The sequence below is a fragment of the Asticcacaulis taihuensis genome, from assembly GCF_900100255.1.
GTDB classification, from domain to species: domain Bacteria; phylum Pseudomonadota; class Alphaproteobacteria; order Caulobacterales; family Caulobacteraceae; genus Asticcacaulis; species Asticcacaulis taihuensis.
In genome coordinates, this window is sequence record NZ_FMTS01000006.1 from 123,148 (window position 1) to 137,360 (window position 14,213).

General features: G+C 61.2%; 13 protein-coding genes. 7 read left to right on the forward strand and 6 right to left on the reverse strand.

Features of this window, described 5'->3' with window-relative positions:
* The first annotated feature begins 383 nt into the window (after nucleotides 1-383).
* Together BLO49_RS14470 and BLO49_RS14475 are read left to right on the forward strand one after the other, a co-directional pair.
* The gene (locus BLO49_RS14470; RefSeq protein WP_090649940.1) at nucleotides 384-2,174 is read left to right on the forward strand and encodes a DEAD/DEAH box helicase; all 1,791 of its coding nucleotides are present in this window, start codon (nucleotides 384-386) and stop codon (nucleotides 2,172-2,174) included.
* Between the two features lie 148 nt (nucleotides 2,175-2,322).
* The gene (locus tag BLO49_RS14475) at nucleotides 2,323-4,299 is read left to right on the forward strand and encodes a M1 family metallopeptidase (protein WP_090649941.1); all 1,977 of its coding nucleotides are present in this window, start codon (nucleotides 2,323-2,325) and stop codon (nucleotides 4,297-4,299) included.
* 6 nt (nucleotides 4,300-4,305) lie between these two features.
* On the opposite strand, the gene BLO49_RS14480 is transcribed toward BLO49_RS14475, so the two are convergent.
* The gene (locus BLO49_RS14480; RefSeq protein WP_090649943.1) at nucleotides 4,306-5,340 is read right to left on the reverse strand and encodes a 2'-deoxycytidine 5'-triphosphate deaminase; all 1,035 of its coding nucleotides are present in this window, start codon (nucleotides 5,338-5,340) and stop codon (nucleotides 4,306-4,308) included.
* Between the two features lie 72 nt (nucleotides 5,341-5,412).
* Here BLO49_RS14480 and apaG point away from each other — a divergent pair, with 72 nt between their 5' ends.
* Complete coding sequence (apaG, locus tag BLO49_RS14485) at nucleotides 5,413-5,814, forward strand: Co2+/Mg2+ efflux protein ApaG (RefSeq protein ID WP_090649945.1); 402 nt, start codon at nucleotides 5,413-5,415, stop codon at nucleotides 5,812-5,814.
* A 58-nt stretch (nucleotides 5,815-5,872) separates the two neighbouring features.
* Here apaG and gcrA read toward each other — a convergent pair whose 3' ends face one another.
* From gcrA to BLO49_RS14510, 5 genes are all read right to left on the reverse strand, one after another.
* Nucleotides 5,873-6,406: a cell cycle sigma 70 cofactor GcrA gene (gcrA, locus tag BLO49_RS14490; protein ID WP_090649947.1), complete on the reverse strand. Its 534-nt coding sequence runs from the start codon at nucleotides 6,404-6,406 to the stop codon at nucleotides 5,873-5,875.
* A gap of 346 nt (nucleotides 6,407-6,752) precedes the next feature.
* A complete protein-coding gene (locus tag BLO49_RS14495; RefSeq protein WP_090649949.1) occupies nucleotides 6,753-7,811 on the reverse strand; it encodes an NAD(P)-dependent alcohol dehydrogenase in 1,059 nt (352 codons plus the stop codon).
* A 100-nt stretch (nucleotides 7,812-7,911) separates the two neighbouring features.
* Complete coding sequence (locus BLO49_RS14500; protein WP_245679054.1) at nucleotides 7,912-8,295, reverse strand: helix-turn-helix domain-containing protein; 384 nt, start codon at nucleotides 8,293-8,295, stop codon at nucleotides 7,912-7,914.
* A gap of 59 nt (nucleotides 8,296-8,354) precedes the next feature.
* Complete coding sequence (locus tag BLO49_RS14505; protein ID WP_139159700.1) at nucleotides 8,355-8,909, reverse strand: helix-turn-helix domain-containing protein; 555 nt, start codon at nucleotides 8,907-8,909, stop codon at nucleotides 8,355-8,357.
* Nucleotides 8,910-8,988: 79 nt separating this feature from the next.
* Nucleotides 8,989-9,429: a helix-turn-helix domain-containing protein gene (locus tag BLO49_RS14510; protein ID WP_090649954.1), complete on the reverse strand. Its 441-nt coding sequence runs from the start codon at nucleotides 9,427-9,429 to the stop codon at nucleotides 8,989-8,991.
* 183 nt (nucleotides 9,430-9,612) lie between these two features.
* Here BLO49_RS14510 and BLO49_RS14515 point away from each other — a divergent pair, with 183 nt between their 5' ends.
* Genes BLO49_RS14515 through fabI form a run of 4 tightly spaced genes read left to right on the forward strand, consistent with a single transcriptional unit; the run spans nucleotide 9,613 to nucleotide 14,211 of the window.
* Nucleotides 9,613-11,388 carry a PHA/PHB synthase family protein gene (locus tag BLO49_RS14515; protein ID WP_220083754.1) on the forward strand — a complete coding sequence of 592 codons (1,776 nt, stop codon included), beginning with the start codon at nucleotides 9,613-9,615 and terminating at the stop codon, nucleotides 11,386-11,388.
* A gap of 8 nt (nucleotides 11,389-11,396) precedes the next feature.
* The gene (locus BLO49_RS14520; protein ID WP_090649957.1) at nucleotides 11,397-12,344 is read left to right on the forward strand and encodes a bifunctional enoyl-CoA hydratase/phosphate acetyltransferase; all 948 of its coding nucleotides are present in this window, start codon (nucleotides 11,397-11,399) and stop codon (nucleotides 12,342-12,344) included.
* Nucleotides 12,341-13,456 (forward strand): acetate/propionate family kinase, encoded by a 1,116-nt coding sequence (locus BLO49_RS14525; protein WP_090649958.1) that lies wholly within the window; start codon nucleotides 12,341-12,343, stop codon nucleotides 13,454-13,456. Before BLO49_RS14520 ends, BLO49_RS14525 begins: the two co-directional genes overlap by 4 nt.
* Nucleotides 13,453-14,211 carry an enoyl-ACP reductase FabI gene (gene fabI, locus BLO49_RS14530; RefSeq protein WP_090649960.1) on the forward strand — a complete coding sequence of 253 codons (759 nt, stop codon included), beginning with the start codon at nucleotides 13,453-13,455 and terminating at the stop codon, nucleotides 14,209-14,211. The genes BLO49_RS14525 and fabI overlap by 4 nt, the downstream gene beginning before the upstream one ends.
* Nucleotides 14,212-14,213 lie beyond the last annotated feature (2 nt).

A 14,213-nucleotide genomic window follows, 5' to 3' on the forward strand; every position in this document is an offset into this window, starting at 1 on the left:
ATGCCGGCGGTGCAATAGATTGTGGATATTTGTTTTGCGGCGCAAATGAGTGTCGTAAATTGCAACCCTTGACATTGCATTTGTAAACGGGCATTTAGCGTTTTCGCTTTTGCGAAATAATTTTAATACGTTTTCCGTTTCAGTGGAAGCGTTGCCCATATACCGGGCGCTGGCCGCGTGAGGTATGCTTCTTTACAGGGAAGTACATACCGCCAGTGATTCAAGATCATCCTGTGATGATCTGACATCTATAAAAATGACCGAAGTCCGTGACACGCGAACGCTTCGACCCTCACCCCCCGATCTGTGATGTCACAGATGCGGGAAAGGGCCGTTGCGAAGGCGTGTGCTTTCGTGATGCCCGAAGCATATGAAAGACACACGTGACCAAACTGTTCTCCGACCTCGGCCTCTCCTCCACGCTGCTGATCCAGCTTGAAAAAGCCGGCTATACCACGCCGACCCCGATCCAGGCCCAGGCCATCCCTGTCCTGCTGAACGGCCATGACCTGCTGGGCATCGCCCAGACAGGCACCGGCAAGACGGCGGCCTTCGCCCTGCCGATCCTGCAAAAGATCCTCTCGGACCGCAAGATGCCGGCGCCGAAGCAGACGCGCGTGCTCGTCCTGTCGCCGACCCGTGAACTGGCCTCGCAGATCGCCGAGAGCTTCCAGCAATATTCGCGCGGCACCGGCCTGCAAATCGCCACCATCTATGGCGGCTCGAAATATGGCCCGCAATACAAGGCTCTGAACGGCGGCCTCGATATCCTCGTCGCCACGCCAGGCCGTCTGGTCGATCACATCGAACAGAAGACAATTGACCTCTCCACGGTCGAATTCTTCGTGCTCGATGAAGCCGACCAGATGCTTGACCTGGGCTTCGTCAAGCCGATCCGCCAGATTGCCTCGCGCATCAAGGGCAAGCGTCAGAACCTGTTCTTCTCGGCCACCATGCCGAAGGAAATCGGCATCCTGGCTTCTGAGTTGCTGAACGAACCGAAGAAGGTCGAGATCACGCCGGAAGCCACCACGGCCGAGCGCGTCGAGCAGACCGTCCTCTTCATCGAGGCCGTGCGCAAGCGCGCCCTGCTGACCGAACTCTACGCCGAAGACAAGCTGTCGCGTACGCTCGTTTTCACCCGTACCAAACGTTCGGCCGACAAGGTCGCCGCCTATCTCCAGGCCGGGGGTATCGAATCCGCCGCCATCCACGGCGACAAATCGCAGGGCCAGCGCGAACGCGCTCTGCAAGCCTTCAAGGCCGGCAAACTCCGGGCCCTGGTCGCCACCGATATCGCCGCGCGTGGTATTGACGTCGATAACGTCTCGCACGTCATCAATTACGAACTGCCGAACGTATCAGAGGCCTATGTCCACCGTATCGGCCGTACCGCCCGTGCCGGCAAGAGCGGTATCTCGATCAGCTTCTGTTCGGATGACGAACGCAAGATGCTGAAGGATATCGAACGGATGACACGCCAGCGCATTCCGTCGTTCGATCGCCGCAAGGACCAGGCGCTGAAGCTGCTCGACGAGGCCATGCTGGCTTCGGGTGTGGCCGAAAAGCCGACCACGCCGGAGCGTATCCCCGTCAAGCGTGAAGCCCGTCACATCGATCCGCACGCCGAGAACGTTCATAAGCGCAGTCGTAATCGTCCGGGTAAATCCAATGCCGAAGGTTCGGACCGCGGCGAGCGTTCGTTTGCCGATCGCAAGTTCGGCAAGAAGCCGGGCGGTAAAAAGGATTTCGGCCCGCGCCCGGCGGCCTATGATCCGATGGCTGCCGAGCGTCCGGCGCCGGTCAATACCGATGCCTTCTTCGAGAAGCGCGCCGAAAAGAAGCCATTCGGCAAGAAGAAGCCGTTTGACCGTAACGCCCCGCGCGGGGGCCAATACGGTGAACGCGCCGAACGCAGCTATGATCGTCCGCGTTCGGAGCATGTCCATGCCGAACGCCCGCGCGAATACACCCCGCGTGACGATCGTGGCCCCCAGTCTTCGTTTGCCGATCGCCCCGTCCAGGAACGCAACAAGGCCCGTCCGTCCAGCCGCAAGGACAATGCCAAGGCGGGCGCCTCCAAGGGCGCCTTCAAGCCGGTCAACCCGCATTACAGCGAGGCGCCGAAGGCTCGAACGGAAGGCGCCCAGTTCAAGCGCCGTTCGCGTTCGTAAACCGAGGCCAAACCTCTGAATCGCCAGGAGCCGCGTGTGACCTTTGCACGCGGCTCTTGTGCTATTTTCACGGTTGTGTGAAGACAGCTTTTCCCGTTTAATAGAGGTGTGCCGAACAACGGTGCCAGTTGCCTGAGGATGCCGATCGATGCCCGCCCTTTCGAGGATTGCCAAAGCCGCGACCAAAGCTGCCAGACAACCGATCGGCCTGATCACCTGCCTGATAGCGGCGCTCACCCTCTCTGCCGGCCTGATGATGACCGGCTGCACCCCCAGGGACAATGAAGCCGCCGCCCCTCTGGCCATTGTCGCCAAAACGGTCGATGATCATTCCTATGCCCGCCCGCAGGAGGCGCGCGTCAGCCATGTCGATCTCGACCTGACCGCCGATTTCAACCAGAAGATTCTCAAGGGCACGGCGACACTGACGCTCGTCACCGAGGCCAATGCCAAGCAGGTCATCCTCGATACCCGCGCGCTCGACATCCAGTCTGTCACCGATGCCTCCGGCGCCCCGCTGAAATTTACCCTTGGCAAGGGCAATGATATGATGGGCAAGCCGCTGACCATCGAACTGCCGCAAGGGGCGCAGAAGATCGTCGTCCATTATGCCACGACGAAGGACGGCACTGCCCTGCAGTGGCTCTCGCCCGAACAGACGGCCGGCAAGAAGCTGCCCTTCGTCTTCAGCCAGGGTGAAGAAATCCACACCCGCACCTGGATTCCGACCCAGGACAGCCCGGCCATCCGCCAGACCTACAGCGCGCGCATTGTCGTGCCGTCCAATCTGGTGGCGGTGATGAGCGCCGATCGCCTGACGCCGGAGGGCGAAAAGGTGCCCGGTCATGCGGCCCAGCGCGCTTTCCGCTTCGATATGAAGAAGCCGATCGCCCCCTACCTGATCGCCATAGCCATCGGCGATATCGGTTTCAAGGCCGAGGGCTCGCGCACCGGCGTCTATGCCGAAAAGGCGACGCTGGCCGCCGCCGCCAGTGAATTCAGCGACATGCAGTCCATGCTGGAAGCCGCCGAAAAGCTCTACGGCCCCTATCAGTGGGGCCGCTATGACGTGCTGGTCCTGCCGCCCTCCTTCCCCTTCGGCGGCATGGAAAACCCGACCCTGACCTTCGCCACCCCCACCGTCATCGCCGGCGACAAGTCGCTGGTTTCACTGGTAGCGCACGAACTGGCGCATAGCTGGTCTGGTAACCTGGTGACCAACGCCACCTGGGAGGATTTCTGGCTCAATGAAGGCTTCACGGTCTATTTCGAGGGCCGGATCATGGAAGAGGTTTACGGCAAGGATCGCGCCGACATGCTGCGCGTCCTCGGCTGGCAGGATTTGCAGGGCACGCTGAAAGACCTGACCGAACCGGGCAGCAAGACGGCCAATCCCGATTTCACCCGCCTGCATCCGGACCTCAAGGGCATTAATCCGGACGATTATTTCAGCGACGTGCCCTATGAAAAGGGCGCCGCCTTCCTGCGGATGCTGGAAGCCCATTTCGGTCGCAAGAAGCTGGACGCCTATCTCAAGGGTTATTTCCAGCGCTATGCCTTCCAGAGCATGACGACGGACGCCTTCGTCATCGACCTGCGCACCCACCTGCTGCACAATGACGCCGACCTGGAAAAGAGCCTGAAGATCCATCAGTGGCTTTATGACAAGGGGATGCCGGATAATGCCGTGGCCCCGACCTCGGCCCTGCTGGACGAGGTGTCGGCCCAGGTGCTGGCCTTTACCGAAGGTACGCCCGCTAAGGATCTGAAGGTCGCGGATTACAGCTCGCCGCAATGGCAGTATTTCCTGACGCACCTGCCCGATACCCTGACGGTCGAACAGATGGCACAGCTTGACGATGCCTATGGCTTCTCGAAGACGCACAATTCCGAAATCCTGTTTGCCTGGCTACAACTGGCGATCCAGCATCATTACCAGCCTGCGATGCCGGCACTGGAAAGCTTCCTGACCGGGCAGGGCCGCCGCAAGTTCGTGGTGCCGCTGTTCAGGAGCCTGATGGCGCAGGAAGGCTGGGGCGTCGATATGGCCAAGGCCGTTTATGCGAAGGCGCGTCCCGGCTATCATGACGTCACCCGCCATACGGTCGATGACATCGTAAAGTAGTGCTGGCTACCAGGGCTTGAAATGCTTGCTCAGCTTCAGGCCCTGCTTCTGGTAATTCGAGCCCAGTTGGCCGTAGAGCTTGTCCGGTCGTGCGGTCAGGGGTTCATAGACCAGCCGCGCCACGGTCTGGCCGTCTTCCAGCAGGAAGGGCGTCTCGTGGCAACGCACTTCCAGCACGCCTTTCGAGCCTGTACCGGCCGCTTCCGCCGTGCCGAAACCGGGATCGAAAAAGCCGGCATAATGCACACGAAACTCGCCGACGCCCGGATCGATCGGCAGCATTTCCGCCGCTTCCATGGCCGGGATTTCGACATCGGTCTTCGAGGCCAGGATATAGAACTCGCCCGGATCGAGCAGCAGTTCGCCGCCGGCATAATAAAGCGGTTCCCAGAACTTCTTCGGATCGTGGCCGTCAATATGATCGAGATCGATAATGCCGGCGTGGCGGCGGGCACGAAAACCGACCAGCTCACCCGTCAGGTCGACGCCGCAATCGGATGTCCGCAATTTCGGCGACACGCCACGCTTGAGGCGCAACTGGTTCAGGCGCGTACCGGAACGGGCCAGTACTGAAAAGGTCTGCGGCGCAATCTCGATATAGAGCGGCCCGCAATAGCCCTCGGCCACGTCATCGAAGGCCACGCCGTAATCGGTCAGCAGGCGCACGAAGACATCGACCCGACCGGTGGAGGATTTCGGATTGGCGCGCGCCGAAATGCCCTTCGGCAGGTTCAGGCTTTCCTTCAGCTCGGCGATATAGACGCAGCCCGATTCAAACACGGCGCCGCGCGTCAGGTCCATTTCGTGCATCTGCACGTCGCGCAGACGCCCGGCCACCGTGCGGGCGCGCGGCAGATAGGAGGCGCGGACCCGCCAGGCGCGATCGCCCAGGCGCAGATCGATGCTGGCCGGCTGGATCTGGTTGTCATCGAATGGCGACGTGCTCGTCACCGCGCCCTGTTCGGCAAGCGCCGCCAGGCTCTGCATCGGCAATATGCCTTGCGCTTCGGGCTGTTCGGCGGGAACGGGTTTCAGGGACATCAGAGCGCTATTCTCTTTTCATGATCGGGCGCACCATTTAAGAGAGCTTATCGGAGTGAGCAAGCTTTAAACATGTTTTACCAGCACACCAGCCACGATATCACCGTCCGCGTCGAGGTCGAATATGTGCCGCCCGAGGCCCACAGGCGCGGGGCGGACATGCGTCACGTCTGGGCCTATCACATCAGCCTGATGAATGGCGGCAATCAAACCGTACAGCTCAAAACCCGTCACTGGACGATAATGGATGCGCGCGGCCATGTCGAATATGTCAATGGTCCCGGCGTGGTCGGCGAAACGCCGGTGCTGAAGCCCGGCGAGACGTTCAGCTATTCTTCCGGCTGTCCGTTAAGCACCGCCTCCGGTTCCATGAGCGGTTACTATATGTTTGAGAATGAAGACGGCCGGCCCCTGAAGGTCATTATCCCGACCTTCTCGCTCGACCTGCCGAACGCCAGACGCACTCTGAACTAGATACAAAAAGCCCCGCGGTTCAAAACCACGGGGCTTTTAATTTCAAAGATCGGGCCTTTTACAGGTAACGACGCAGGTTGCGCGATAAGTCCGCGCCGTTGTCGCGTTTCTTGGCCTTTTGCGACGGCTGGTAGGCGACGCGGCCGTGCTCGACGCAATAGGGCGTGCCGTCATCCGAACGGCGGCCGCAGAAGGAGAAGCTGTCCGAGGACGGATCGCCGATCGGCCACTTGCACATCTTGGCGCCAAGCGTCAGCACCGTGGCGGTGCCGGGTTCTTCGACATAGGGTGTAACGGGCTGGCTGATTACCGGGCGGGCCAGAACCGGCTCGCTACGGCGGACGGGGGTCTGTGCGGCCGGACGCTCGGCATGTGATGTGGTCGAGGCGGCGGGGCGCGGCGGGCGGGCGGGTTTGTATAGCGGGCGCGTCGGCTGCGAGGGCGCGGCGCGGCCGGAGAGGCCGAGGCGATGCACCTTGCCGATGACGGCATTGCGCGTGACGCCGCCAAGCTGCTTGGCGATCTGGCTGGCGGAATGACCTTCCTGCCAGAGCTTTTTCAGGGTCTCAACGCGTTCGTCGGTCCAGCTCATTACTCTCACTCTCCCATGCTTATCTATAATCACTTGCGGTTCAAAAGTAATGAAACCACAAGATATAGATATTCCCGAAGGGACTTGCTCCCCAGTCATCAACAGATGGTAAACGAAATGTTAAAAACCGCAATATATGGTGTGAGGGGAATTTCATCTGTCCACAACATATCTATATGTAGTGTTCAAGTGATCCACACATGTGGATAGTTATGCCTCGATCTTCCGATCAGCGGTTTATGACGCATTTTGCGGGAGAAACGGGCGTTCACGCGCCGTGAATCAGAACGGCGGCCCCTTATTGAGCCGCCGTTCCGTATCACTTAAATGGGGAATCCCGCGCGTTTTACAAGGCAGGCTCACCGAGAGTCGACATGTCGATGGTGAAGCGATAACGCACGTCTTGTTTCAGCATTCGCTCATAGGCGGTGTTGATATCCTTGATGTCGATGACCTCGACATCCGAGGTAATGCCGTGCTCGGCGCAGAAATCGAGCATTTCCTGGGTCTCGGCGATGCCGCCGATGCCTGATCCGGCGAAGCGGCGACGTTTCATCAGCAGCGGGAAGGCAGCGATGGCCTGCGGATTTTCCGGCGCGCCAACGAGGCAAAGTGTGGCGTCACGCTTGAGCAGGTTGAGATAGGCATTGATGTCGTGATCGGCGGAGACGCAATCGAGGATGAAATCGAACGACTGCGCGTGTGCGGTCATTTCGGCCTCATTCTTCGAGATAACAACCTCATGGGCGCCCAGTCGCTTGCCGTCCTCCACCTTGGACGGCGAGGTGGTGAAGAGCACGACATGCGCCCCCAGGGCACGGGCAAACTTGACCCCCATGTGGCCGAGACCGCCCAGGCCGACAATGCCGACCTTCATGCCGGGCCCGACCCTCCAGTGGCGCAGCGGCGACCAGGTGGTGATGCCGGCGCAGAGCAGCGGCGCTGTGGCGGCCAGGTCCAGTTTTTCCGACACTTTCAGCACAAAGCCTTCATAGACGGTAATCGATTTGGAATACCCGCCGGCGGTCGGCTTGCCGGTCTGCGGTTCGATGCCGCCATAGGTCTGGATATTGCCAACATCACAATATTGCTCCAGTCCCTCGCGGCAGTTCGGGCAGGTGCGGCAGGAATCGACCATACAGCCGACGCCCACCAGGTCGCCGACCTTGAATTTTGTCACATCCGAACCGACCTGCGAAACGCGCCCGACGATTTCATGACCGACGACCACCGGATAGGTCGTGAAATGCCATTCGTTACGCGCCATGTGCAGGTCGGAGTGGCAGACGCCGCAATAAAGAATGTCGATGACCACATCTTCCGGCGTCGGGTCGCGGCGTTCAATGGTCAATGGGCCAAGAGGCTTGTCGGCCGCGGGCGCGGCATAGGCTTCGCATCGAAACATGGGATTATCCTGTCATAAAAGGGGAAAGCCCTTCTCAGGTAGGCCGATGCGCCTGCAATACAAGACAGTGTCACCATCTATTCACGGAAGAATCCGCTCTTTACGGATGAAGTGTCTGCAAGGTGACGAGCAGCAGGCGCAGGCGGTCTTCCGGCCACTTCGTCAACTGTGCGAACAGGCGCGGATGGCGGCCATGCAAGGCCTGTGCATCCCGCAGCCAATCCTGGCCTGGTACGGCCGCGTGCCACTCGCCGCGCGGCATCAGATCGCCGGCGTCGCACGCCAGCGCGCGGCTTATTTCGTAGAGACGCGATGCGCTGACCCGGTTAGCGCCGCGTTCGTACTTCTGGATTTGCTGAAAGGTCACATTCACGGCGGCCGCCAGCGCTTCCTGTGAAATACGCAGGCTGCGTCGTCGCCGGCGAATATTGTCGCCGACCGTCACATCAATGATATGCGGCCCCTTGCGCCTGATATCGCCCACAATTCACCACGGCATAAAATCAACCCATAAGTTGAAATTATCACCCTAATCAATCAGCGTCAATCACCGCGCAAAACAATCCGGTGAAGCCCTGCCACCTGTGAATGCAGAACCTGCTCCGTGCTTTCCGGATTGACCCGCCTGAAATAGAGAAAGCCGTCGCGCTCGCGTTCATACAGGCGAACCTGCCGGGTGCCGTCTCTCATTTCGATAAAACAGCCCTCCAGGCGTTTGGGGGGGCGGCCGCGCTGGAAGAAGACCTTTTCACCCGGCTCGCACCACGGCGCCATGCTTTCATCGGAGACGATATGGCTTTCCAGTTCAGCCGGAAATCCTTGCCACCATGCGGTGTTGCGCTGAAAACGCGCCGCGAACGGGTCTTCTGACACCGAATAGAGTTCGCGGTCGAGATCGGCCTCGCTGGCGCCGACCGCCCGCAGATAAAGCGCCACCCGTTCCTCCGGCCATGCGGCCGCGGCGTTTTCCCACCGGCTCATAGCCTGGGCGGAAACCCCGACATCGGCCTGCAGTTCGGCCAGTGATTTGCCGGCGCGCTGGCGCAGAAGCTTCATGGCGGCGGCGAAGGCGGGGTCTTTGGCGGTGTGTCGTCTCATGCCGCTATCATCAATGAGACACACGCAAACGCTACAGATAAAAAATCACCCTTATAAACCTATATCAACCTGTCAGACCTCAGGCAATAAGCTCGGGGTTGCGCCCGTTGCTGATCAGCTTCTCTTTGGCCGGCGGCTCCGCCGTCAGCGCCTGAAGGCCGGCAACCAGCAGGCGCAGGTTTTCCTCCGGCAAGGCCATCAGGGTCTCGAAGAGGCGCGGATGCAGAACGTGCAGCGCGCGGGCATCTGACATCCATTTCATGGCTTTTTCATCCCCGTACCAGTCCGGCGGAGGCATCAGGTCTGCCGGATGGCACTTCAGCACCCGGCAGATGTCAAACAGGCATGACGCACTAACCCGGTTGGCGCCGCGTTCATATTTCTGCACCTGCTGGAAGGTGACGGCGATCGCCTCGGCCAGCGCTTCCTGTGAAATCTTGAGCGCCCGGCGTCGCTGGCGGATATTGGCCCCTACCGCGACATCGACAATATGCGGCGTGGTCCGGCTGGGTTTGGGCATGGTGGCTCCGTGGTTCTCCCTGACACGCGGGCGTGATTGCGCTAACAACGAAAGCACGAACCCTTAACACAACCCTGAGAAAGCGCAAGCGTGCAAAAAATACAATCTATAGGCGTTTTAAACTTCCGCTGCGCAACCCGCTAAACCGATAAATTTCCACGTGATTTGCGTTTGATCAAATGAGTGAGGACGGGTGCGGGCTATACACGCGCCATGTTCGACCCGATCACACCTGAAAGTCCGGTTGCGGATTCGCGTGCGTCCGCCAACCCGATGACATGGCTGGCGCCGGACATGGCCGATCAGGCGGATCAGACGTGGCAAGGGTGGCTGTCGCATTTCACCTTCGGCCTGACGCCGGCGGGACTGGCCGAAACCGGCTTCGCCTGGCTGTCGCACCTGACCCTTTGCCCCGGCCGGCTGGCCGAGCTGGCCGTGTTACCACTGACGCATCTTCATGATCCGTTTGCCGAGGGGCCGCGCGATTCCCGTTTCCGCTCCGAACTGTGGAAACAGTGGCCGTGGCGGCAATATGTGCAGAACTTTCATCTGGCCCAAGCCTTCTGGGACCGGGCGACGCTGGATATTCCAGGCCTGGCGCCCGCCCATGCCCGCAGCATCAATTTTGTGGCGCACCAGGTGCTTAACGCCCTGTCGCCGGCCAATTTCTGGCTGACTAATCCCGAGATCCAGAAGGCCGTCCGGCAATCCGGCGGACAAAACCTGGTGCAGGGCCTGATTCATTTCTACGAGGATTGGCAGCGCAGGGTGACTGGCCAGCGTCCGAAGGGCATGGACGCCTTCATCCCCGGCCGTACCGTGGCGGTGACGCCGGGGCGGGTTGTATTCCGCAACGATCTGATCGAACTGATCCAGTACGCGCCGCAGACTGCGGATGTCCATGCCGCGCCGGTCCTGATCCTGCCGGCGTGGATCATGAAATATTACATTCTCGACCTGTCGCCGCACAATTCACTTGTCAAATGGCTGGTTGGGCAAGGCCACACCGTTTTCATGGTGTCATGGAAAAACCCCGGCAGCGTCGACCGCGACAAAGGCATGGACGACTATATGCGTGACGGCGCCCTGGCCGCGCTCGATGCCGTGTCCGATATCGTGCCGGGCCAGAAGGTCAACCTGGCGGGCTATTGTCTGGGCGGCACCCTGGCCCTGATCCTCGCCGCCTGGCTGGCGGTGAAGCGGGATGACCGGCTGCAAAGCCTGTCGCTTTTCGCCGCCCAGGGCGATTTCACCGAGGCCGGGGAACTCAGCGTGTTCGTTACGGATTCCGAAGTCGCCTACCTCAAAAACATGATGCGCGCCCAGGGCTATCTCGATACCCGCCAGATGGCCGGCGCCTTCCAGATGCTGCGCTCCAGCGAAAGCCTGTGGTCGCACATCGTCCGCGATTACTGGCTGGGCCAGCGGGCGGAGATGTTCGACCTTCTGGCCTGGAACGCCGACGCCACGCGGATGCCTTACCGGATGCACAGCGAATACCTGGAGAAGCTTTTCCTGCAGAATGCCTTCATCAACGGCCATTACCGGGTGCTGGGCGAAACCGTGGCGCCCGAAAACATCACCCTGCCAGTCTTCGCGGTCGGCACAGAAAGCGACCACGTCGCCCCGTGGCGCTCGGTCTACAAGGTTCATCAGTTCACGGCGGGCGATGTCACCTTCGCCCTGACCAATGGCGGGCATAATGCCGGCATTGTCAGCGAACCCGGCCGCACCGACCGCCACTACTGCCTGGCCGAACACAAGGCGGGTACGCCGCTGCAATCCCCTGATGACTGGCGGGCCGGCGCGCCGTGCCATACGGGCTCCTGGTGGCTGGCCTGGGACGACTGGCTTTCCAGGCAGGACAAGGCGGCAAGGCAATCGGCGCCGGTGGCCTTCGGCAATGCCCGTTTCCCGCCCCTCGAAGCCGCGCCCGGCCTCTATGTCCATCAGCCCTGAGACCTGTCATGAACGTCCCTGTCCACCCTGCCGATCATTACAGCCACATCCTGGAGAGCGCCAAGGTGCTGCCGCGCATCACAGTGGCGGTCATTCATCCGGTCGATGCCCACGCCTTGGAAGCAGCGGCCGACGCCCAGGCGGAAGGGCTGATCATGCCGATCCTGATCGGCCCGAAAGAGCGTATCCGCAAGGCGGCGGAGGATAACGGCATCGACATAGCCGGCTGGACGGTGATGGACGTAGAGCACAGCCATGCCGCCGCTGAAACCGGTGTGGCCATGGCGGCGCGCGGCGAGGTCGATGCCCTGATGAAAGGCGCGCTGCACACAGACGAACTGCTGACGGCCGTAGTGGCGAAAGAGGCCGGCCTGCGCACCGAACGGCGCATGTCGCACGCCTATATTCTCGACATTCCCATGTATCACAAGCCTCTGATCGTCACCGACGCGGCGATCAATGTCGCCCCCGACCTCGAAGAAAAGGCCGATATCTGCCGCAACGCCATCAGCCTGTGGCACAGCCTGTTTGGTGATGAGCGCCCGCCCAAGGTCGCGCTTCTGTCGGCGGTGGAAACCGTGATCAGCGCCATGCCCTCGACCATCGATGCCGCCGCCCTGTGCAAGATGGCCGACCGCGGCCAGATTACCGGGGCGATCCTCGACGGCCCGCTGGCCTTCGACAACATCATCAGCCGCGAGGCCGCCGATGACAAGGGACTGGTCTCGCCTGTGGCGGGCGATGCCGATATCATCGTCGTGCCCAATATTGAGGCCGGCAATGCCCTGGCCAAGGAGCTGATCTATTTGGGCCACGCCCAGGCCGCCGGCATCGGGCTCGGCGCACGGGTGCCGGTCATCCTGACCAGCCGGGCGGACTCGTTGCGGACGCGGCGACTGTCCTGCGTTGTGGCACAGTATCTGGTCGAGGCCCGACGGAAAGGTCGCCTGAAATGACCGACGCCCTGCTCGTTCTCAATGCCGGCTCATCCAGCCTGAAATTCCGCCTGTTCGGCCTGACGCCGGACCTGCCGGTGATTGCCGGCGGCAAGGTCAGTGATATCGGCGGCCGGCCGGTGTTTCAGGCGGCGGCCTCCGGTGAAGCGCCGCGCGCCCTGCCGCCTCATATAGATGCCGGCAAGGCCCTGGCCTTCGTACTGGACTGGCTGAAACAGGCGGCCGGACAGGCTCGCTTGCGGGCCTGCGCTCACCGGATCGTGCACGGTGGGCCAGATTTCCTCCACGCCACCGAACTGGACCGTGCGGCGGTCGATGACCTGCGCCGCTTCAACAGCCTGGCCCCGCAGCATCAGGTGCATAACCTGGCGGCCATCGAAGCCCTGTGGGCGCAGGATCCGCGCTTGCGTCAGTTCGGCTGTTTCGATACCGCCTTTCACGCCCATATCGATCCGCTTCATTATCAGTTCGCCCTGCCGAAAAGCCTGCGTGACAAGGGTGTCCGCCGCTACGGCTTCCATGGGCTGTCCTATGCCTGGATCGCCCACCGCCTGGCCTATGATCATCCGGCATTGGCGAAAGGCCGGGTGGTGGTGGCCCATTTGGGCAACGGGGCCAGCCTGTGCGCCCTGAAAGCCGGCCGCAGTATCGATACCACCATGGGCCTGACGGCGCTTGATGGTTTGCCGATGGGCACGCGCTGCGGCGCCCTCGATCCAGGCGCGGTGCTCTACATGCAGCAGGGGCTTGGCCTGTCGCTGGAAGACATCAGCGATGTGCTCTATAACCAGTCCGGCCTGCTCGGCCTGTCGGGCGTCAGCAATGATGTCAAAACCCTGCTTGAAAGTCCGTTGCCGGCTGCGGCCCTGGCGCTCGATTATTTTGCCCTGAAAACGGCCCAGCAGATCGCCGCCATGACCGTGAGTCTGGGCGGTCTCGATGGCCTCGTCTTTACCGGCGGCATCGGCGAAAACGCCGCGCCGGTGCGTGAAAAAATCCTCCACCATCTCGCCTTCCTGCCCCCGTTTGAAACCCACATCATCGCCGCCAATGAGGAGCGCCAGATGGCGCTGGAAATCATGACGGCCTTTTATCAGGAGACTGTCTCATGACCGACGCTCTCAAGGGTCTGGTGATCGGCATTGCCAACGAAGACTCCATCGCCTGGGCCTGCGCCAGGGCCTTTCACGACCGGGGCGCGCACCTGATCGTGACCTGCCAGAACGAACAGACGCGTGGTGCCGTCGAAGACCTGGCCGCCCGCATCGGCGCCGAACCGGTTTTGCCGCTTGATGTCACCAGCGAAGCCCAGATGGACGCCGTTTTTGCGGCCATCGCCGATAAATGGGGGCGGTTCGACTTTCTGCTCCATTCCATCGCCTACGCCCCGCCGGCGGATCTTCTGGGCGAACTCACCAATGCTTCGGGCAGCGGCTTTGCCATAGCCATGGATGTCTCGTGCCACTCACTGATCCGGCTGGCGAAACGGGCGCGGCCCCTGATGAAAAATGGCGGCGCCATCCTGACCATGAGCTATTACGGCGCGGAAAAGGTCATGCCGCATTATAACCTGATGGGTCCGGTCAAGGCCGCGCTGGAATCCAGTGTGCGTTACCTGGCCTGGGAGTTGGGCCCCAGCGATATCCGCGTCAATGCCCTGTCGCCCGGACCGGTGCGCAGCCGGGTGTCGCCGCATCCTGGCCGCTTTGACGAGATCATGCAGGAGGATGTATTCCGGACGCCCCTGCACCGCGCCATCACCCTCGAACAGATCGGTGATGTGGCGGCCTTCATGGTGTCGCCCCTGGCCTCCGGCATCAATGGCCAGGTCATCCACGTCGATAATGGCTTTACGGCGATTGGTTAATA